The sequence below is a fragment of the Pseudomonas sp. Ant30-3 genome (assembly GCF_000690905.1).
Taxonomy (GTDB): domain Bacteria; phylum Pseudomonadota; class Gammaproteobacteria; order Pseudomonadales; family Pseudomonadaceae; genus Aquipseudomonas.
Map to the genome: position 1 here is coordinate 22,098 of NZ_JMCL01000075.1, position 20,197 is coordinate 42,294.

17 protein-coding genes are annotated in these 20,197 nt (G+C 58.9%); 5 read left to right on the forward strand and 12 right to left on the reverse strand.

All coding sequences use genetic code 11. The features are described 5' to 3' along the window. Positions 1–655: 655 nt before the first annotated feature. A complete protein-coding gene (fadD1, locus tag DU29_RS0118385) occupies positions 656–2,353 on the reverse strand; it encodes a long-chain-fatty-acid--CoA ligase FadD1 (RefSeq protein WP_028622994.1) in 1,698 nt (565 codons plus the stop codon). Positions 2,354–2,709: 356 nt separating this feature from the next. After that, positions 2,710–4,398, reverse strand: a complete 1,689-nt coding sequence (gene fadD2 / locus DU29_RS0118395) for a long-chain-fatty-acid--CoA ligase FadD2 (RefSeq protein ID WP_028622995.1) — start codon at positions 4,396–4,398, stop codon at positions 2,710–2,712. A 225-nt stretch (positions 4,399–4,623) separates the two neighbouring features. Here fadD2 and DU29_RS0118400 point away from each other — a divergent pair, with 225 nt between their 5' ends. After that, on the forward strand, positions 4,624–5,568 hold the full coding sequence (locus DU29_RS0118400; RefSeq protein ID WP_028622996.1) for an alpha/beta hydrolase: 945 nt from the start codon (positions 4,624–4,626) through the stop codon (positions 5,566–5,568). Between the two features lie 42 nt (positions 5,569–5,610). Beyond that, positions 5,611–6,081: a MaoC family dehydratase gene (locus DU29_RS0118405; RefSeq protein WP_020295762.1), complete on the forward strand. Its 471-nt coding sequence runs from the start codon at positions 5,611–5,613 to the stop codon at positions 6,079–6,081. A gap of 53 nt (positions 6,082–6,134) precedes the next feature. Here DU29_RS0118405 and DU29_RS0118410 read toward each other — a convergent pair whose 3' ends face one another. The 4 genes from DU29_RS0118410 to DU29_RS0118425 all read right to left on the reverse strand — a co-directional run bounded on the left by DU29_RS0118410 (position 6,135) and on the right by DU29_RS0118425 (position 9,812). After that, a complete protein-coding gene (locus DU29_RS0118410) occupies positions 6,135–6,995 on the reverse strand; it encodes an efflux RND transporter periplasmic adaptor subunit (RefSeq protein ID WP_028622997.1) in 861 nt (286 codons plus the stop codon). A gap of 10 nt (positions 6,996–7,005) precedes the next feature. Beyond that, positions 7,006–7,212: a DUF1656 domain-containing protein gene (locus DU29_RS0118415; RefSeq protein ID WP_028622998.1), complete on the reverse strand. Its 207-nt coding sequence runs from the start codon at positions 7,210–7,212 to the stop codon at positions 7,006–7,008. Further along, positions 7,199–9,187 (reverse strand): FUSC family protein, encoded by a 1,989-nt coding sequence (locus tag DU29_RS0118420; protein WP_028622999.1) that lies wholly within the window; start codon positions 9,185–9,187, stop codon positions 7,199–7,201. Before DU29_RS0118420 ends, DU29_RS0118415 begins: the two co-directional genes overlap by 14 nt. A 157-nt stretch (positions 9,188–9,344) precedes the next feature. Next, positions 9,345–9,812: a ferritin-like domain-containing protein gene (locus DU29_RS0118425; protein WP_028623000.1), complete on the reverse strand. Its 468-nt coding sequence runs from the start codon at positions 9,810–9,812 to the stop codon at positions 9,345–9,347. A 203-nt stretch (positions 9,813–10,015) separates the two neighbouring features. Between DU29_RS0118425 and DU29_RS0118430 the strand changes: the two genes are divergently transcribed. After that, positions 10,016–10,252, forward strand: a complete 237-nt coding sequence (locus tag DU29_RS0118430) for a DUF3820 family protein (RefSeq protein WP_007949456.1) — start codon at positions 10,016–10,018, stop codon at positions 10,250–10,252. A 20-nt stretch (positions 10,253–10,272) separates the two neighbouring features. After that, entirely contained in the window at positions 10,273–11,454 is a 1,182-nt protein-coding gene (locus DU29_RS0118435) for an aminotransferase class V-fold PLP-dependent enzyme (RefSeq protein ID WP_028623001.1), read from the forward strand. 2 nt (positions 11,455–11,456) lie between these two features. Here DU29_RS0118435 and DU29_RS0118440 read toward each other — a convergent pair whose 3' ends face one another. From DU29_RS0118440 to zwf, 4 genes are all read right to left on the reverse strand, one after another. Then, a complete protein-coding gene (locus DU29_RS0118440; RefSeq protein WP_028623002.1) occupies positions 11,457–12,182 on the reverse strand; it encodes an intradiol ring-cleavage dioxygenase in 726 nt (241 codons plus the stop codon). 183 nt (positions 12,183–12,365) lie between these two features. Beyond that, a complete protein-coding gene (locus DU29_RS0118445) occupies positions 12,366–13,031 on the reverse strand; it encodes a bifunctional 4-hydroxy-2-oxoglutarate aldolase/2-dehydro-3-deoxy-phosphogluconate aldolase (RefSeq protein ID WP_028623003.1) in 666 nt (221 codons plus the stop codon). Positions 13,032–13,048: 17 nt separating this feature from the next. After that, a complete protein-coding gene (pgl, locus tag DU29_RS0118450) occupies positions 13,049–13,762 on the reverse strand; it encodes a 6-phosphogluconolactonase (protein WP_028623004.1) in 714 nt (237 codons plus the stop codon). Continuing rightward, a complete protein-coding gene (gene zwf, locus DU29_RS0118455) occupies positions 13,749–15,218 on the reverse strand; it encodes a glucose-6-phosphate dehydrogenase (RefSeq protein WP_028623005.1) in 1,470 nt (489 codons plus the stop codon). Before zwf ends, pgl begins: the two co-directional genes overlap by 14 nt. Positions 15,219–15,443: 225 nt before the next feature. Here zwf and DU29_RS0118460 point away from each other — a divergent pair, with 225 nt between their 5' ends. Then, positions 15,444–16,304, forward strand: a complete 861-nt coding sequence (locus DU29_RS0118460) for a MurR/RpiR family transcriptional regulator (RefSeq protein ID WP_175649041.1) — start codon at positions 15,444–15,446, stop codon at positions 16,302–16,304. A gap of 1,423 nt (positions 16,305–17,727) precedes the next feature. On the opposite strand, the gene DU29_RS0118475 is transcribed toward DU29_RS0118460, so the two are convergent. Together DU29_RS0118475 and DU29_RS0118480 are read right to left on the reverse strand one after the other, a co-directional pair. Then, a complete protein-coding gene (locus DU29_RS0118475; RefSeq protein WP_028623007.1) occupies positions 17,728–18,582 on the reverse strand; it encodes a D-hexose-6-phosphate mutarotase in 855 nt (284 codons plus the stop codon). Positions 18,583–18,688: 106 nt separating this feature from the next. Next, positions 18,689–20,035 (reverse strand): carbohydrate porin, encoded by a 1,347-nt coding sequence (locus DU29_RS0118480; protein WP_028623008.1) that lies wholly within the window; start codon positions 20,033–20,035, stop codon positions 18,689–18,691. Positions 20,036–20,197 lie beyond the last annotated feature (162 nt).

Genomic DNA, 20,197 nt, shown 5'->3' on the forward strand with positions numbered 1-20,197 from the left:
GTGATGGACTGTTGTGAGAAGTTTGCTTGCCGCACGGTGAATCATTTGTGACCAGGGATCCATCTGTGGCCAGGGGGTTTACTTGTGGTGAGGGGGTTTAGCGAAACGTCGCACCGCCCCGTTCGGCTGCGCAGCAGTCGTAAGATGGCGATCACGATATTCTTGGGGAATCGGGTTGCGGGTGATGGTTAGGGGGCTGCTGCGCAGCCCAACGGGGGTAAACCCCCTCGCCACAGAAGCCACTTGCCACAGAAGCTCCGTCACCACAGAAGTACCCTCGTAAGATGGCGATCACGATATTCCTGGGGAATTGGGTTGCGGGTGATGGTTAGGGGGCTGCTGCGCAGCCCAACGGGGGTAAACCCCCTCGCCACAGAAGCCCCTGGCCACAGAAGCTCCGCCACCACAGAAGTACCCTCGTAAGATGGCGATCACGATATTCCTGGGGAATTGGGTTGCGGGTGATGGTTAGGGGGCTGCTGCGCAGCCCAACGGGGGTAAACCCCCTCGCCACAGGTAAACCCCCTCGCCACAGAAGCCCCTGGCCCCAGAAGCACCCTCGCCACAGAAGCTCCGTCACCACAGAAGCCCCTTGCCACAGAAGCCCGCTTATTTCACAGCCCACAAAAAACCCCGCATCGGCGGGTTTTTTTGTTTAGGCGGCGGTCTTCGCCTTGATCTTCTTCAACTCTTCATCACGCAACTCGCGACGCAGAATCTTGCCGACGTTCGTGGTCGGCAGCGCATCGCGGAATTCCACCGAACGAGGCACTTTGTACCCGGTGACGTTGGCGCGCATGTGCTCCATCACCTGTTCTTTGGTCAGGGTGACGCCCGGTTTGGCCACGATGAAAATCTTGATCGCCTCGCCCGACTTCTCGTCCGGCACACCAATGGCTGCGCACTGCAACACACCCGGCAGGGTCGCCAGCACGTCTTCCAGTTCGTTCGGGTAAACGTTGAAGCCCGACACCAGAATCATGTCTTTCTTGCGATCGACGATGCGCATGTAACCGTCAGGCTGGATCACCGCGATATCGCCGGTTTTCAGCCAGCCTTCGCTATCGAGCATTTCATCAGTGGCGTCCTGACGCTGCCAGTAACCTTTCATGACCTGCGGACCTTTGACGCACAATTCGCCGATCTCGCCCAAGGGCAATTCCACACCGGCATCGTCAATGATTTTGCACAGCGTTGAAGGTACCGGAATACCAATGGTGCCGATCTGAATATGCTGAATCGGATTGACCGTCGCAACCGGGCTGGTTTCCGTCATGCCGTAGCCTTCGCAGATGGCGCAGCCGGTGACCGCTTTCCAGCGCTCGGCGGCGGCCAGTTGCAGGGCCATGCCGCCGGACAGCGTGACTTTCAGCGCCGAGAAGTCGAGCTTGCGGAACGCTTCGTTATTGCACAGGGCCACAAACAGCGTGTTGAGGCCGACAAAGCCGCTGAACTTCCACTTCGACAACTCCTTGACCATTGCCGACAGGTCGCGCGGGTTGCTGATCAGGACGTTATGGTTACCGATCAGCATCATCGCCATGCAATGAAAGGTGAAGGCATAGATGTGGTAAAGCGGCAGCGGCGTGATCAGGATCTCGCAGCCTTCATTCAGATTGGAGCCCATCAGTGCCTTGCACTGCAGCATGTTCGCCACAAGGTTGCGATGGGTCAGCATTGCGCCCTTGGCCACGCCGGTGGTGCCACCGGTGTATTGCAACACGGCCACGTCGCTGCTGGCTGGATTGGCTTCGGTCACTGGCTGGCCATGACCCTTGCTCAACACATCGTTGAACTTGATCGCCTTCGGCAAGTGATAAGCCGGGACCATTTTCTTCACGTATTTAATGACGCTGTTGATCAGCAGACGCTTGAGCGGCGGCAGCAAGTCAGCCACTTCGGTGACAATCACGTGCTTGACGCCGGTTTTCGGCACGACGGTCTGGGCCAGGTGCGCCATGTTCGCCAGGCACACCAGCGCTTTCGCGCCGGAGTCGTTGAATTGGTGTTCCATTTCCCGCGTGGTGTACAGCGGGTTGGTGTTGACCACGATCAGCCCTGCGCGAATCGCCCCGAACACGGCGACCGGGTACTGCAGAACGTTGGGCAATTGCACGGCGATTCGATCGCCTGGCTGCAAGTCGGTATGCTGTTGCAGGTACGCGGCAAATGCACCGGACAATTCGTACAATTCACCGTAGGTGATTGTCTTGCCCAGGTTACTGAATGCCGGCTTGTCGGCGAAGCGTTGGCAGGACTGCTTCAACACTGCCTGAATATTCGGATACTCGTCCGGATTGATCTCGGCAGCAATCCCGGCAGGGTACTTATCCTTCCAAAAGTCTTCGATCATGGAAGCCCACTCCTCAGCGACGCGAATTCGAATACCGCATTTTGATGCGATTATTATTGGTGTTTGATTATGGGTGCATCTGGCGGTTAAAGCAGGCCGAGAGGTCCCAAAGCGCGCCGAGAGTAGCAGCTTTGCCAAAGGTCGCCTAGAGCCAAAGCGGGCTCTACAGTCACGTTAGTGACTCTTGAATATGCAATGGTCAGTTTTAGAGCAAAAATTCTATAGCGCTGTGAAAGGCCTTCAGAACCGGGCGCATCCAGAAAAAATTCGCGAGCAGGCTCGCTCCCACAGGATCATCGTCGTTCTTGTGGGAGCGAGGCTTGCTCGCGATCGTGCGAAGCGCGGCCATTCACCGGTCAGGCGATATCACGCAACTCCCGTCGCAGAATCTTGCCCACCGGCGTCATCGGCAACGACTCGCGCAACACGATGTGTTTCGGCACTTTGTACGCGGTGAAGTTTTCCTTGCAGTAGGCCTTCAGTTCTTCGAGGCTGACACCCGTCTCGCGGGCCACGACAAACAGCTTCACCGCCTCCCCCGAGCGCTCGTCCGGCACACCGATGACCGCACAGTTGGCGACTTTCGGGTGAGCCATTACCACATCTTCGATCTCGTTCGGGTACACGTTGAAACCGGAGACGATGATCATGTCCTTCTTGCGATCGACAATGCGCACAAAACCGTCCGGGTCGATCACGCCGATGTCGCCGGACTTGAACCAGCCCTCGGCATCCAGCACTTCCGCAGTGGCTTCCGGTTTTTGCCAATAGCCTTTCATGATCTGCGGGCCTTTGATGCACAACTCGCCGCGCTCGCCCAGCGGCTGCTCAATACCTTCATCGTTGATGATCTTCAACGTGGTGCCCGGCACCGGCAGGCCTACCGTGCCGATACGCGACTGGCCGCCATAAGGATTGGTGCAGGCGACCGGTGAGGTTTCGGTCAGGCCGTAGCCTTCGGTGATGCGGCAACCGGTCAGTTGCTCCCAGCGCTCGGCAGTCGCCTTGACCAGCGCGGTGCCGCCGGAGTTGGTGACCTTCAGGCTGGAGAAATCCAGGGTCTTGAAATCCGGATGCTCCATCAACGCAACGAACAGCGTATTCAGCCCCAGCAGACAGGAAAACCGCCAGTTTTTCAGTTCCTTGATGAAACCGCCGATATCCCTTGGATTGGTAATCAGCACGTTGTGGTTGCCGGTTACCATCATGCACATGCAGTTCGCCGTGAATGCATAGATGTGGTACAGCGGCAGCGGCGCGATCATCACTTCCTGACCTTCCCGCAGCAGTGGCTGGCCGTCATCGCCGATCTGCCCCAGGCACGCCCTCGCCTGCTGCATATTGGCGACGAGATTGCCGTGGGTCAGCATTGCGCCCTTGGCCAGGCCGGTGGTGCCGCCGGTGTATTGCAGCACCGCGATGTCATCGAGCCCGGCGTTCAACGGCTTGATGCCCTGCCCCCGGCCTTGGCGCAACGCGGTCTTGAAAGAAATGGCCTGCGGCAAGGCATAGTCCGGAACCATTTTCTTCACTTTGCTGACCATGGTGTTGACCAGCCAGCCTTTGGCGGCAGGCATCATGTCGCCCATCTTCGCTTCGATCAGGTACTGAATGTCGGTGTCGGCCAGCACTTCCTGGACTCTCTGCCCGAACATGTTCAGGTAGACCAGCGCCCGTGCGCCGGAATCCTTGAACTGATGGCGCATCTCCCGCGCGGTGTACAGCGGGTTGGTGTTGACCACGATCAGCCCGGCGCGCAACGCGCCAAACACGGCAATCGGGTATTGCAGGACGTTGGGCATCTGCACCGCGATACGGTCGCCCGGTGCCAGGTCGGTATGAGCTTGCAGGTAACCGGCGAACGCGGCGCTGTAGCGTTCCAGTTCGGCGTAGGTCAGGGTGACGCCCATGTTGCTGAAGGCCGGGCGGTCAGCAAATTTCTTGCAGGAACGCTCGAACACCTCGATCACCGACTTGTAGGCCCCGTGTTCAATGTCCAGGGGCACGCCGGCCGGGCGTTTGTCATTCCAGAAATCAGGTTGCATTGTTCTTGTCCTCTTTACCTGAGCCTATCCGGGCCGCTTTTTTTTCCTTCGTTGCCGAATAAACAAAAAGCGGAGCTTCCCGGACGTTAGCAGCTATGGCGAATCAGGCAAATATGCCAGTAGCCGTCATAGATCGTGTGAATCTTCCTGCCGTGGCGTGGGCTGATCAGACGTCAACGTCGGGATGCGCTATACAATGCACCGAGCCCATGCAAAGGAATCGCCATGATCCATGACACTTTCTGGCTGACCGTGAGTGACCGCAGCCGCCTCTTCGTCAACCAGTGGCTGCCTGAGACGCCGTTGAAGGCGGTGATTCTGGTGGCCCATGGCATGGCGGAACACAGTGGCCGGTACGCTCGCCTGGCGGAAAAATGTTGCGAGAATGGCTACGGCGTTTACGCGCCGGACTTGCGCGGGCATGGCAAAACGGCCGAAACCGCGACGCTCGGCCACTTCGCCGACGATGACGGTTGGTGCAAGGTGGTCGGCGATCTGGCGAGCCTCAACCAGCACATCGGCCAACAACATCCCGGTGTGCCGATCGTGCTGCTCGGTCACAGCATGGGCAGTTATCTGGCCCAGGCGTATCTGCTGCACCACAGTGCCAGCCTGCATGGCGCGATCCTTAGCGGCTCGAATTTTCAGCCTGTGGCGCTTTACCGTGCGGCGCGGCAGATTGCCCGCCTGGAACGCGTGCGTCAGGGGCGGACCGGGCGCAGCGCCTTGATCGAATGGTTGTCGTTTGGCTCGTTCAACAAGCAATTCAAACCGGTGCGCACGCCGTTCGACTGGCTCAGTCGCGACCCGGCTGAAGTCGACAAGTATGCTGCCGACCCGCTTTGCGGGTTTCGCTGCACCAATCAGTTGTGGATCGATTTGCTCGGCGGCTTGCAGCAAATCAGCAAAGCGTCCAATCTCGCGCAGATCGATCCGGGCCTGCCGTTGCTGGTAATGGGCGGCGAATGTGATCCGGTGAGTGAAGGCAAGCGTCTGACAGACCTGGCTCACGCATTGCGCGCCGCCGGCAGCCAGAACCTGCAACTGACTGTTTACCCGCACGCACGGCATGAGCTGTTCAACGAAACAAACCGCGATGCAGTCACCGCCGATGTGCTGAGCTGGATCGCCGGAGCGCTGAGCCATCGCCGCCCGGCCCGGTCCGAATAGTTTTTTTGTGGATTTTTTTATTCGTCACAGGAATTGAGACAGATGACCCAGGTTACCAACACCCCTTACGAAGCCCTCGAAGTTGGCCAGACCGCCAGTTACAGCAAGACCGTCGAAGAGCGCGACATCCAGCTGTTCGCCGCGATGTCGGGTGACCACAACCCGGTGCACCTGGACGCCGAATTCGCCGCCGCCACCATGTTCAAGGAGCGCATCGCCCATGGCATGTTCAGCGGCGCGTTGATCAGTGCGGCCGTTGCCTGCGAGTTGCCTGGGCCGGGGACGATCTATATCGGTCAGCAAATGAGCTTTCAGAAGCCCGTGAAGATTGGCGACACGCTGACAGTGCGCCTGGAAATCCTCGAAAAACTGCCGAAATTCCGTGTACGGATTGCCACCCGGGTGTTCAATCAGCGCGATGAACTGGTGGTCGACGGCGAGGCCGAGATCCTCGCACCACGCAAGCAGCAGACTGTGACGTTGCCGACATTGCCGGCGATCAGTATTGGGTGATGGTTAAAAAGATCGTCCGAAGGCTCGGGCCGCGTTCGGACGATGTTTTGATCTTATGGCGCTTCCTGCACCTGCACGCTCGCGGTCATCCCTGAACTCAAATTCACCCCCTCCGGCACCTCATCCAGCTTGATCCGCACTGGAATCCGCTGCGCCAGCCGCACCCAGTTGAAGGTCGGTTCCACCTCCGCCAGCAACTGCCCGTCGGGTGTGGTGTTGCGGTCGGTGATACCGCGACTGATGCTCTCGACATGCCCATGCAACGGCGTGCCGACACTCATCAGCCAGACCTTGACCGGATCGCCCATGCGAATTCTCGGCAGTTTGGTTTCCTCGAAATACGCCTGCACGTAAAACGTCGAATCATCGATCAGCGCCATCACCGGTTGCCCGGCGTTTACAAAATTGCCCTGCGCCAGTTGCAGGTTGGTGACATGCCCGCTGCGGGGCGCATGTACCTGACTGCGCGCCAGGTTGAGTTCGGCGACCTTGGCTTCGGCCTGAGCTTCGCGCAGTTCGCCTCGGGCAATGCCGGCATTGATTTGCGCGTTTTCGCGCAGCTCGGCGCTGATCGCTTGCGGACCCAGCGCGGCGCGGCGACTGGCCTCGCGTTCACGCAATTTCAGCTGCTGCTGACGGGTTTGCACCACCGCCTGCGCTTTCTCCAGCGCGGCTTCGAAACGATCTCGATCAATGCTCAGCAACAAATCCCCGGCCTTGACCCGCTGGTTGTCGAAGGTCTTCAGTTCGCGTACCCAGCCCGACACGTCGGGGGCGATCACCACCACGTCGGCACGGATTCGCGCATCGCGGGTCCACGGGGTCAGCATGTAGTACTGCCATAGATGGAAACCGGCAAAAATCGCCAGCGCCACCAGGGTCAGGGTTACCGCGACACGTACGGATGTACGCATGTTCAACTCCTTATAAAGGTCCGAGGACGACGGTGATCAGTGTCAATACGCAGACGTACAAGGCGCAATCGAATAACGCTTCGTGCCAGATCCAGCGCCCGACCGGGGTCAGTTGCAGCAGCATGCGCAAACCGCCGGTGACCAGCAGCGCCAGCACCACATAAATCAGAAAAGGACTGAGCAGGACGCCGCCCACTGACCATTCACGCAAGCCCATGGCTGACCTCCTGCTGACGACACCAGGCGCGCCAGCTGTTGTGCAATTGCAGCACCGCGCCCTGCGCCAGTTTCACGGCATCGCTGGGCGGTAATGCGTATAACGTCTGCAAAAATTCTTCACTCGGTTGTTGCAACGCATCGGCGCGACTGGCGGCCGGACCTTGCTGCAGAAGTTTTTCCAACTGATCGAGATACCGACGCTGAGGCACACCGACCGGCGCCTGCGCCACGGCGAGACTCAAGCGCAAATGCAGCAACTCGTCGCCGATGTCCAGGCCCGGCAAGCCATCGTCCCAGCGGCTGCGTGCTGGCTCCGGCAACTCGGGATAGTGCCGCGCCAACTGCAACAGGCGATCGGCCATGCGCCCGCCGAACCAGCTTTCGGCACCGCGCAGATTGCGTCGGGTCAGGCGCACCAGGTCGTGCAGGGTCGCGGTTAACAAGCGTCGGCTGTGCCATGCCGGATCGCGCAGCATCAATAACCGGAACGCCAGCACCGCCGCGCCCACGCCGATGACAATCGCTTGAGCACTGTTGAAAAAGTTCGCGACATCGAATTTCATCGCGTTGAGCGGCGATATCAGCACGATAAAGTGCAGGCAGAACGAGGTCGCTGTGGCGCCTATCTGCGGCTTGGCCATGCCCAGCGCACCGAAGAATAACGGCACGCCCATGCCGAGGCAGAGCAAGGCAAAGCTGCTCCATTGCGGCAGCAGAATCTGCCCGACGATAAACGCTGATGGAATTGCCAGAAAAATACCGCGCATGAAACTCATACCGATTTGCGCGCCGTTTTCGCGACTGGCGAACAGGCTGCACACCACGCAGGTCAGCAGCAAAGCGCCCGAAGCAGCCGGCCAGGCGGTGGCCAGCCAGAAGCATGACACCACCAGAAAAGCCAAGGCACTGCGCGCGCCGAAGACCAATGCCAATGACAGGTCGCGATGCGACGCGAGCGTGCGCGGCGGGTCGACCGTTTCCCTGCCCTCCTCCACCGCCTGCAGTGCCGCGCTTGCCGCCATGGCGCTGTCGAGCAGCAGGGCCAGACGCGCCAGGCAGTAACTTTGCGCCGAGCTGATTTGCGCATCGTGCGAGGCATCGAGCAATCGCGGGCGCAACGCTTGCAGGGCAGCCGGATCGGAATGGTCCAGCGCCTCCAGCACTTCGTTCATCCACGGTTGCAATGGCTCGGCTTCCTGCGGTTCCAGCTGCTTCCACTGCCGACGCACTGAGCGCGCGATGCGCAGCAACATCAACAGCTTCTGGCTCAGGCCACTGATTGAACGCGCACGCTGCCGCCCCAGACTGCCTTCGAACCAGGCATGTTCGCGCTGCGCATCGACCGCGACGATCCTGCCGAGGATTTCCAGCAAACCTTTACGCGCCTGGCCATCGCCCGCCAATGTTGCCTGTGCGGCCTTCATACCGCTTTGCCAGGCGGCACGTGCCTGATCCGCCAGTTGCTGTTCGACGCGCATTGGCCACAGCAACGCACTCGCGGCGGTGGCGCAGATAATGCCCAGGGAGATTTCCGTGCAGCGCGCCACAGCTTGATCGAACACCGTGAGCGGATGGCTGATGGCCGGCAACGCGATGATCGCCACCGTGTAACCGGCCAGCACGAAGGAGTAGGACCAGGCACTGCGCAACAACGTCGAGCTCGCCGTGCACAGCCCGAGCCACAGGGCCAGCGCCAACAGAAACAGCCAGGGCGTCTGCGCAAACAACCCCATGAAGACCACCGACATGATGGTGCCGACGATCGTTCCCAACAGTCGCGCCAAGCCTTTCTGCACCACCATCCCCGACAGTGGCTGCGCAACGATAAACGCTGTCATCAACGCCCACGCCGGTTGCTCAAGCCCCCAGCGCATCGCCAGCCACAGCGCCAGGCCGCCGCCGAGCACGGTCTTGATTGCGAATTGCAAAGCACGGCGGTCAGGCAGGAATAACGCCTGGAAAGTGATGGGCACAGGGAAAACTCTGAAGGGCACGGTTTAACGATAGACGTAATGCGCGGGGACAACGGGCAGACAAATTATTAGCTAGCTAACTATGTACAGTCCAGCACTTATTTACAGACACAAAAAAACGCCAGACTGGCTGGCGTTTTTGACAGGCTACGAACGCTTACGAGCGTGCGCGAGCCTGGTTACGCAGGGCTTTCACCTGGTCGTGGTTACGTTGCACACCGTGGAACTGCTTTTCAACCAAATCACGGATGCCGACCAGATTGTGCTTGTTGATTTTTTCCATCGCTTCTTTGTAAGCCTTCAGTGCGTGGTCTTCACCGCGCTCTGCTTCATTCAGAACGGCTTCTTCGTCTTTGCCGGTGAACACGGCTTTGACGTCTACCCAGCGACGGTGCAAGTCACCGCTGACGCTGGTAGAAGTTTCCGGGTCGCCACCCATCGAACGTACAGCAGCCTGCAGTTCAGCAGCAGCGGCAGCGCAATCGGCGGAACGCTTCACAAACAGAGCTTTCAGTTCTGGATGCTTGATGTCTTCTGCGCAGGTCTTGAAGCCTTCTTGACCATCTTTGCTGGTTTCGATCAGGTCGTTCAGGACGGAGATGGATTCTTTATTGATGTCAGTCATTTTCAATTCCTCACGGGGTTGATGAAAGATGTAATAGCTATTGCACCCTGCATGCCAGTTTTGGATTGAACAATAAATTGTTATATTTCAATCACTTATAATTTCTGTCAAAAACTGTATCCGCTTTTTTTGCATGATCTGTCATTTGGCCTGCATGCAGAATGCCTGTATTTTCATCCTGACTGAATGCAAGTGGCCGACAGATGAACCCCGAAAAGCTCGAATTACTGATCACCCGTGAAATGCCCTTCGGCAAATACAAAGGCCGGATCATTGCCGACCTTCCTGGCCAATACCTCAACTGGTTCGCCCGCGAAGGATTTCCCCATGGCGAACTGGGCGGGTTGCTGGCCCTCATGCAGGAAATCGATCACAACGGATTATCGGAATTGCTGGAACCGCTGCGCGCCAAACATGGCAAACCCGCCCCTCGCCACTGAACCCCTTGATCGAGTCCTCCATGCCTGAGAACACCCGACGTGCCCGTGATGAATCTTTCTGGCAGACATTCGCCGACCGCTACGACCTGGAACCCGGCCCGGTCAATCTGGAAAACGGCTACTTCGGACGCATGTCGCGCACGGTGGTCGAGGAATATCAGCGCAACATCGAGTTCATCAATCGCAGCAACTCGGTCTATGTGCGCCAGCGCTTCGAGCAGCATGAAGGCCTGACGATTCGCGCGGCGGTTGCCGAATTGATCAAGGTGCCTGACGACACCGTCGCCCTCACCCGCAACGCTACCGACGGCCTGCAATCGCTGATCCGCAATTACAACCTGCTCAAGCCAGGCGATCAGGTGCTGATCTGCGATCTGGAATACGACACGGTCAAGAGCGCCATGCGCTGGCTGGCGCGCAACCGTGGCGCCGATATCATCGAAATCGAGCACGCCCATCCCGCCACCTACGACGGCCTGCTGAATACGTACCGCGACATCTTCGCGCGTCATCCGCGCCTTAAATTGATGGCGCTGACCCACGTCACGCATCGCACCGGGCTGGTCATGCCGGTGCAGGCCATTGCCGCGGCCGCCAAAGAGCACGGCATCGATGTGATCCTCGACGGTGCGCACGCATTGGGCCAGATCGAATTCAAACTCGATGAGCTGGGTATCGCGTTCGCCGGTTTTAATCTGCACAAATGGATCGGGTCGCCACTGACCCTGGGATTTATTTACATCGCCCGCGAGCGCCTCGCCGACATCGACCCGGACATGGCAGAGACGCATTACCCGATCAGCGATATTCGCGCCCGCACACCCCACAGCACCCCCAACATCCCGGCGTTGCTGACCCTGCCGTTAGTGCTCGAAGAACATCGGGCCATGGGCGCTGCAACGGCGAAGGGCGCAAGGCTCAACTACCTGCGTGATCTATGGGTCAGCGCGGTCCGTGAGTTGCCGGGCATCGAAGTCCTCACGCCGGATGACCCGCGCCTGTATTGCGGCATCACCGCCATGCGCTTCACCCGGCATGACGATCAGCAGGTCATGGTCGAGCGACTGCTCAAGGACTACAACCTGTTTACCATCGTGCGCAGCGGTGCAGCCTGTGGGCCGTGTATCCGCATCACGCCGGGGCTCATCAGCAGCGCTGACGATATGCAGCGGCTGAGCAAAGCGCTCGACGAACTGCGCTGAGTTCAGACGGTGTATTTGTCGAAGTCTTCGGGCCGGATCTGCGATGACACCGCGAACGTGTCGATGCCAATGGTCGTGTGCCCGAAGAAGCCATCGTCGCTGGAGTCGCGGCCGAGCGTGTGAATGTTCAAGGTCGACGCTTCTCCGCCCATGGCGGCGTAGAAGAAGTCTTGCGCGTTATTGAGTGGGGCAACGCCGCGACCGCTGTACTCCCGAGTGTTGAGCACCGACCTGGACGCCACCTCCGGAAAATACAACTGCCCGACCCAGGCCACGTGACGTTCTTCCAGATAGTTGTTGCCGGCGGTGATGCGCACGGCGACGTGTATGTGCAGCGCCCGGCCGGCATAAAAACCGGGGTAGATGGTGGTGAAGCGTACGATGCCATCGCTGTCGGTGAACTGCCCGCCACGCAGGTAGGTATCGTCATCGGTGCGCGGGATGGAGCCGATGGCCTCGACGTCGACTTCCTCGTCCGGATTGATCTTGCTCCAGCCGGAATACGCGCCGCGGGCGTTGCAATGCCAGATATCGACGATCGCGCCGGTGACAGGCTGGCCCGTCATCGCATCGACGATTTTCAGGCGCAGCACGAGCGGGATGCCATCCATGCCTTCGCTGATGTTGCGTCTGATGAGTTTGGAATTTCGAAAGTAAGGGCCGGCGATTTGCTCGGGTGACAGCAGATAAGCGGGAAGTGCGGTGGGTGAAGAATTGATAGCGTTCATGAGTTGATCTCTTCCATAAGATGGAAGCAGATTAGCGCTGCACGGCGGGCGGGGGGCGTTAACTGTGTATCGCAAAATGTCGATTTTTGCAGGTCGTTAGATCTGCGGGCAAAAAAAAACGGCGCACCGACCAAGTGCACCGCTAAAGCCGTAGAACACACAACGAAGTATCGGGTGAAGCGATCAGTCCAGCAGCGCCAAAGCCTCGGCGGTGCATTCCTGAATGCGGGCCCAGTCGCCGTTCTTGATCCAGTCCGGATCAAGCATCCAGCTACCACCCACGCACATGACGTTTTTCAGCGCCATGTAGCTTTTGATGTTGGCCGGGCTGACGCCACCGGTCGGGCAGAATTTTACTTCGCCGAACGGGCCGCCCAGTGCCTTGATGGCTGCGACGCCACCGCTGACTTCCGCCGGGAACAACTTGAAGCGGCGATAGCCCAGACCGTAGCCTTCCATGATGCCGGATGCATTGCTGATCCCCGGCAACAGCGGAATCGGGCTGTCGACACTGGCTTCGAGCAGATCACGGGTGATGCCCGGCGTGACGATAAACTGCGAACCGGCCGCTTCGGCTGCTGCCAACATGTTGCGGTCGAGCACGGTGCCGGCACCGGTGATCAGTTCCGGACGTTGCTCGCGCAGAATCTGAATCGCCTTGAGCCCGTACTGCGAACGCAACGTCACTTCCAGCGCAGTCAGGCCTCCGGCCGCCAGGGCATCGGCCAGCGGCAGAATGTCCTGCTCACGGGCGATGGTGATCACCGGCAGAATCCGCGCCTTGTCACAGAGGCTGTCGATCAGGGCAACTTTATCCGCCATGGAAACGGTCGGGGATGGGTTTGTCATAGCGGCTGATCCTTGGCTCATGGGCACCAGTAAATCTCTAACGTAGGTTGCAGAAACGCGCGAATCGGCATGGCAGCGACGTCGTTGCCGGCCAGAGCGGCGCTCAGGGTGGTCAGCTTGGACTGACCGGAAATCGACAGAACCTTGTGCTTCGCCGAAGCCAGCAGTGCGCGGCTCATGCTCAGTCGCTGGTGCGGCACGGTCGGCGCGAGCATCGGGTAGCAACGACGGCTGCCATCAGCCTTCAACGCGTCGGCCAGGTTCGGGCTGTCGGGAAACAGCGAAGCCGTGTGACCGTCGTCGCCCATGCCGAGAATCAGCACGTCGATCGGTGGCAATTCGCCGAGCAAGCGATCTGCCTGTTCGGCAGCCTGATCGACATTGGCGGTGGCGCTGTACAAGCTCAAAAACTGTGCTTTGGCAGCCGGACCTTGCAACAGGTAGCGTTTGATCAGGCCGGCATTGCTGTCGGCGTGTTCAACCGGTACCCAGCGCTCATCGGCCAGGCTGATGACCACGTTGGACCAATCCAGTGTCTGTTTCGCCAGATGCTGAAAAAACGCTACCGGGCTGCGTCCACCGGACACCACCAGGGTGGCAGTGCCTTGGGCGTCGATTGCATCGCTCAGTTGCTTGGCCACAGTGAGCGCCAGGCCTTCGGCCAACAACACCGGGCTCTTGAACGCATGAGCACTAACGCCCAGCGGTAATTTCAATTCAGATATCGCCATACCACGACCTCCCATCCCGCGTGATCAGTGCAATGGAACTCATCGGTCCCCAGGACCCGGCCGCATACGGCTTGGGCGCATCGCCGGATTTTTTCCACCCGGCAATCAACTGGTCACACCACTTCCACGCGGCTTCGATTTCATCTTTACGGACAAACAGGTTCTGATTGCCGCGCATCACTTCCAGCAACAAACGCTCGTAGGCATCGGGGATCCGCGCGCTACGCCAGGTGTCGGAAAAATTCAGCTGCAACGGACCGCTGCGCAGCTGCATGCCTTTGTCCAGGCCTTGTTCTTTGGTCATCACGCGCAAGGAAATGCCTTCGTCCGGTTGCAGGCGGATGATCAGCTTGTTGCTGATCTGCAGGCGCTGCTCAGGGGCGAAAATGTAGTGCGACGGTTCCTTGAAGTGGATGACGATCTGCGACAGCTTCTGCGGCATGCGCTTGCCAGTACGCAGGTAAAACGGCACGCCGGCCCAACGCCAGTTGCGAATATCGGCACGCAGGGCGACGAAGGTTTCGGTGTCGCTCTGAGTGTTTGAATTTGGCTCGTCGAGGTAGCCCGGCACCGCTTTGCCTTCGCTGTAACCGGCGATGTACTGGCCGCGCACCACTTGTGTAGTCAAGCCTTCCGGGCTGATTGGCGCCAGTGCCTTGAGCACTTTGACTTTCTCGTCACGAATGCTGTCGGCAGAAAGGTCGGCCGGCGGGTCCATGGCGATCAGGCAAAGCAGCTGCAGCAGGTGATTCTGGATCATGTCGCGCAGCTGGCCGGCCTTGTCGAAATAGCCCCAGCGACCTTCGATGCCAACCTTCTCGGCCACGGTGATTTCCACGTGGGAAATGTAATTCTGGTTCCACTGGGTTTCGAACAGGCTGTTGGCAAATCGCAGGGCGATCAGGTTCTGAACGGTTTCCTTGCCCAGGTAATGGTCGATTCGATAAGTGCGGTTTTCCGGGAAGAACTGCGCCACGGCGTCGTTGACCGTGCGCGAAGACTCCAGGTCCGAACCGATCGGTTTCTCCAGCACAACCCGGGTATTTTCAGCGAGGCCGACCTTCGACAGGTTTTCGCAGATCGCGCCGTATACCGCCGCCGGGGTCGCGAAGTAGGCGATCACCCGCTGGGCAGATCCGGCCGCTTCGGCCAGCGCAACATAATCATCGGCCTTGAGAAAGTCGACGTGCAGATAGCTCAGGCGACCGAGGAAACGGTCGAGTATTGCTTCGTCCAGCTCCTTTTCACCGACATAGCGGCGCAGCTCGGAGGTGATGAACGCCAGATGCTCCTGCTCGCTGCCAGGCTCACGGGCCAGCGCAATAACACGCGTGTCCTCATGAAGCAGGCCTGCGCCATCAAGCTGGTAAAGCGCAGGAAACAGCTTGCGCAAAGCGAGATCGCCGAGCGCGCCGAACAAGGCAAATGTGCACGGTTCAACCGTAATCGAGGGCATGATGTTTGTTCTTTTATCAAGTTAAGCTACAAATACCTTTTTTCAAGGCATCACTCAAGGGGAAATGTAGTAATAAACACAACATTTACCCAATATGCAGATTCCGAGTGGTGGTCGGTCGGAGCCATCAGTAGGATAGGCCACCGCCACGGGCCACATCAAAGGCCCAATTTGCATAGCAGGGCGTCTTTTTTGTCGGTGAATCAAGGAACAACTATGGACCGCGTGCGAAATCTCCTGGAACAGATCCAGAATCGCCTTGAAGACCTGAACAAGGCTGAACGCAAAGTCGCCGAAGTCATCCTGCTCAACCCGCAGCAGGCTACCCGGTTCAGCATCGCCGCCCTCGCCCAGGCGTCGAAAGTCAGCGAGCCGACGGTCAACCGTTTCTGCCGTTCATTCGGTGTGAGCGGCTACCCGGAACTCAAGTTGCAACTGGCGCAGAGTCTGGCCAGTGGTGCGGCCTATGTCAGCCGTGCGGTCGAGGCTGATGACAATCCGGAAGCGTACACCAAGAAAATTTTCGGCAGTGCCATCGCTTCCCTGGACAGTGCCTTGCAGGCGCTGGACCCGAACCTGATCAGCCGCGCCGTCGACCTGTTGATCCAGGCGCGCCAGATTCACTTTTTCGGCCTCGGCGCCTCAGCCCCGGTAGCACTGGATGCGCAGCACAAATTCTTCCGCTTCAACCTGGCCGTCACCGCCCATGCCGACGTGCTGATGCAGCGCATGATTGCGTCGGTCGCGCATACCGGCGAATTGTTCGTGATCATTTCCTACACCGGACGCACCCGCGAACTGGTGGAAGTGGCGCGCATCGCCCGGGAGAACGGCGCTTCGGTGCTGGGTTTGACCGCCGAGGGATCACCGCTGGCCAAAGCCAGTACGCTCAGCCTGAACATTCCGCTGCCGGAAGACACCGACATTTATATGCCGATGACCTCGCGGATTATTCAGCTGACGGTGCTCGACGTACTCGCGACCGGCATGACCTTGCGCCGTGGCGTGGATTTCCAGCCGCATCTGCGCAAGATCAAAGAGAGTCTGAATGCCAGCCGGTATCCGGTGGGGGATGAGTTTAACTAGCACCTTCGTTGCCTGACCCGGCCTCATCGCGAGCAGGCTCGCTCCCACAGTGGATCTCCATTGGTCGCGACATTTGTGACCACCACAAATCCTTGTGGGAGCGAGCCTGCTCGCGATGGCAGCCGCTACAACACTGCTGATCCTGAGCTAAACGCCAACCCGCGCCTGCAAGCTCAAATGCGCTTTCTGCCCCGGTGCCAGACTCAAACTGACTAGCCCCTTCGTTGCCTGACCTCATCGCGAGCAGGCTCACTCCCACAGTGGATCTCCATTGGTCGCGACATTTGTGACCACCACAAATCCTTGTGGGAGCGAGCCTGCTCGCGATGGCAGCCGCTACAACACTGCCGATCCTAAGCTAAACACCAACCCGCGCCTGCAAGCTCAAATGCGCTTTCTGCCCCGGTGCCAGACTCAAACTGACTAGCCCCTTCGTTGCCTGACCCGGCCTCATCGCGAGCAGGCTCGCTCCTACAGTGATCTCCATTGGTCGCGACATTTGTGACCACCACAAATCCTTGTGGGAGCGAGCCTGCTCGCGATGGCAGCCGCTACAACACTGCCGATCCTGAGCTAAACACCAACCCGCGCCTGCAAGCTCAAATGCGCTTTCTGCCCCGGCGCCAGACTCCGACTGACTAGCCCCTTCGTTGCCTGACCTCATCGCGAGCAGGCTCACTCCCAAAGTGGATCTCCATTGGTCGCGACATTTGTGACCACCACAAATCCTTGTGGGAGCGAGCCTGCTCGCGATGGCAGCCGCTACAACACTGCTGATCCTGAGCTAAACGCCAACCCGCGCCTGCAAGCTCAAATGCGCTTTCTGCCCCGGCGCCAGACTCAAACTGACTAGCCCCTTCGTTGCCTGACCCGGCCTCATCGCGAGCAGGCTCGCTCCTACAGTGATCTCCATTGGTCGCGACATTTGTGACCACCAAAAATCCTTGTGGGAGCGAGCCTGCTCGCGATGGCGGCCGCACGACACTGCTGATCCTGAGCTAAACCCCAACTCGCGCCTGTAAACTCAAATGCGCTTTCTGCCCCGGCGCCAGACTCAAACTGACTAGCCCCTTCGTTGCCTGACCCGGCCTCATCGCGAGCAGGCTCGCTCCTACAGTGATCTCCATTGGTCGCGACATTTGTGACCACCACAAATCCTTGTGGGAGCGAGCCTGCTCGCGATGGCAGCCGCTACAACACTGCCGATCCTAAGCTAAACACCAACCCGCGCCTGCAAGCTCAAATGCGCTTTCTGCCCCGGCGCCAGACTCCGACTGACTAGCCCCTTCGTTGCCTGACCTCATCGCGAGCAGGCTCACTCCCACAGTGGATCTCCATTGGTCGCGACATTTGTGACCACCACAAATCCTTGTGGGAGCGAGCCTGCTCGCGATGGCGGCCGCACGACACTGCTGATCCTGAGCTAAACCCCAACTCGCGCCTGTAAACTCAAATGCGCTTTCTGCCCCGGCGCCAGACTCAGACTGTCAGTCCCGCCGCTCGCCGCTTCCACGCAGACGAACTCTGAAATCTCGTTCCAGCTCACTCCCAGCAACGGCCGCGTACCGGGGTGCCAGACCACCGTGTCGCCATCGTCGCCGGTATCGATACACAATTCGCGCTGCCAGGCATGATCCTTGAGCTGCAATTCACCGTCATGCTGGAACACCCGCTGACATCCGCCCTCCACCCGCAACTCGCCTTCCTGCTGACACGCCTGCCGATTCAATTGGTCGTAACCCTGCGCGCCGTCGAGCCCAGACAGCGCTACCTCACCGACATCACCAATACGCCAATAGGCGTGCAAGGCCTGACTCAATTGGCACGGCAGGCTGTCCTGATGCTCGGTGCTCAGGCGCAATTCCATGCGTTCGCCAAGATGCGCATGCAGATCCACCTGCCAATCACACAGTTGTAATTGCCAGTGCAGGCGCACGCCCTCCTCGTCTTCGCTGCTGTCCATCAGCTTCCAGTCGAGTAGCCGCGCCCAGCCATGGGACGGCCAGGCGTTTTCGCTCGGATGGCGGCCATACCACGGCCAACACACCGGCACGCCACCGCGAATGGCGCCTACATGTGGCCATTTAGCCGCGCACCACAGCCAGGGCTTTTGACCCCGTGGTTGGAAGTGCAACAACTGCGCGCCCTGCCGACTGAACACCGCCTGACACCGCGGATGCTCGATCACCAGCACATCGCGCAACTGATAGCGCTCCCACGCAAACACCGGACGTGCACGCAAGGATTTGAAGAAGCGTTGGAGCGGATGCTCATGCATGTGCCACTGTCCTGAAAATCATCGGGTGCGCCAGCCCAAAAAAAAGCGGACAGCCTTGGCCGTCCGCAAAAAATGCGCACATAGAGAGGAGCTTATCGCAACAGCGTTAGAACACCGACTGAATTTTCAGGCCGGCAACGATCGCGTCGTCCACCTGATCAACCCCGCCCGGGTGCTTCACGTATTGCAGGTTGGGACGCACGGTCAGCCAGTTAGTAACGTGGAAACCATAGTTGATTTCAGCGTTGTACTCGGTGTCCTGGATCGGCAGGAAGCTTGGATTGTCGTAGTCGTCAATACCGTTTACGCCGTTGATCAGCTTGCGGTTTTTCTGGGCATCTTCGTTGACGTGAATCCGTGCGATACCGATGCCGACGTCGTCTTTCGGACGGGCGTTGAAAGGACCTTTGTAGGTCAACATCAGGTTCTGATAGTTATCGACCGTGTTGGTTTCCTTGTCATGGAAGGTGGCGTTGGCAGCGATGCTCAGACCACGGCTCTTGTCGCCGTTGTGGTCGGTCAGCTGCTGCTGCGCAACGAACCAGTAGCCGGATTTGCTGCTGTGGCTGCGGTAAGCGTCGCCGCTGATAGCCGCATCATTGCCGTTGTCGTCCTCACGAACGTCATCGGCCTTGGCGGTACTTTTGTAGTAACCAACGCGGTATTCACCGGGCAGGCTGTTGACGTTCGGCGACCAGACCAACTCGACCGGAATGATGGTGCCTTTGGTGCCGCTGCCGCTGAGCTTGAAGCCGTTGCCGGTTTCCAGCTGCGAGGGGTTCTGGTTGTATGCACCGATCTGCGCGTAGAGCTCGTCGTTGATGTTGTACTTCACGCGGATCGCAGCCTGGCTGACCGGCCAGTTGTACCAGATACCGCCGACCCAGTTACCCACTTGCGAGCCGCAGAACGCCAGGTTCTGGAAGTCGCACGGGAAGCTGTTGAAGTCTTCGCCTTCACCGAAGTAACCGGCCTTCACATCGAGTGCGCCGTCGAAGTATTTCTGTTTGACCCACAACTGCGTCAGACGCCAGGTCTGGCCACGGCCCCAGACTTCCTGCGAGGAACTGAAAGTGCCGGCACGCGGATCGCCGATGCGGTCGTTGGAAATGTTGCGACCACTACGTTCGGTGATCGCCAGTTTGAATTCGGCATCGTTCCAGCCGAAGATTTTTTCCAGGTCCAGTTTTGCACCGAAGGCAAACTGGTCGCTGTAGCGCGCGGTGGTGTCGTCGTTGTAACCGCCCTTGAGGTTGGAGCCGACTTCGCCGACGTACTCGATCTGGAAGTCATAACCCGCATCAATCAGCTTGGTCCGTTCACCACCCCAATCGCCCGTCATCCATTTCGATTCCGGACTGAACGCCTCTGCAGCGTGCACGCCGCCCGCCAGTGTCATTGCCGCAATCGCCGACAACTGGCAGATCAATTGGGCGTTGTTGTTCTTCTTCATCCCTACATCCTCGTTTTATTGTTATTAACTGTTTTTATCTAACGCGGTTTACATCGGTTGCGGCAGTGTTTCCATCCACCACGAATTTCTCTGGGCGATTCCCTTTGTGGGAGCGAGCCTGCTCGCGAAAGCGGGGTATCAGACAACTTCTTTGCTGAATGC

Coding starts and splice junctions, on each gene's coding strand:
- fadD1 (WP_028622994.1), bottom strand. CDS start 2,353: ATGATCGAAGACTTTTGGAAGGATAAGTACCCTGCCGGGATTGCTGCC.
- fadD2 (WP_028622995.1), bottom strand. CDS start 4,398: ATGCAACCTGATTTCTGGAATGACAAACGCCCGGCCGGCGTGCCCCTG.
- DU29_RS0118400 (WP_028622996.1), top strand. CDS start 4,624: ATGATCCATGACACTTTCTGGCTGACCGTGAGTGACCGCAGCCGCCTC.
- DU29_RS0118405 (WP_020295762.1), top strand. CDS start 5,611: ATGACCCAGGTTACCAACACCCCTTACGAAGCCCTCGAAGTTGGCCAG.
- DU29_RS0118410 (WP_028622997.1), bottom strand. CDS start 6,995: ATGCGTACATCCGTACGTGTCGCGGTAACCCTGACCCTGGTGGCGCTG.
- DU29_RS0118415 (WP_028622998.1), bottom strand. CDS start 7,212: ATGGGCTTGCGTGAATGGTCAGTGGGCGGCGTCCTGCTCAGTCCTTTT.
- DU29_RS0118425 (WP_028623000.1), bottom strand. CDS start 9,812: ATGACTGACATCAATAAAGAATCCATCTCCGTCCTGAACGACCTGATC.
- DU29_RS0118430 (WP_007949456.1), top strand. CDS start 10,016: ATGAACCCCGAAAAGCTCGAATTACTGATCACCCGTGAAATGCCCTTC.
- DU29_RS0118435 (WP_028623001.1), top strand. CDS start 10,273: ATGCCTGAGAACACCCGACGTGCCCGTGATGAATCTTTCTGGCAGACA.
- DU29_RS0118440 (WP_028623002.1), bottom strand. CDS start 12,182: ATGAACGCTATCAATTCTTCACCCACCGCACTTCCCGCTTATCTGCTG.
- DU29_RS0118445 (WP_028623003.1), bottom strand. CDS start 13,031: ATGACAAACCCATCCCCGACCGTTTCCATGGCGGATAAAGTTGCCCTG.
- pgl (WP_028623004.1), bottom strand. CDS start 13,762: ATGGCGATATCTGAATTGAAATTACCGCTGGGCGTTAGTGCTCATGCG.
- zwf (WP_028623005.1), bottom strand. CDS start 15,218: ATGCCCTCGATTACGGTTGAACCGTGCACATTTGCCTTGTTCGGCGCG.
- DU29_RS0118475 (WP_028623007.1), bottom strand. CDS start 18,582: ATGCATGAGCATCCGCTCCAACGCTTCTTCAAATCCTTGCGTGCACGT.
- DU29_RS0118480 (WP_028623008.1), bottom strand. CDS start 20,035: ATGAAGAAGAACAACAACGCCCAATTGATCTGCCAGTTGTCGGCGATT.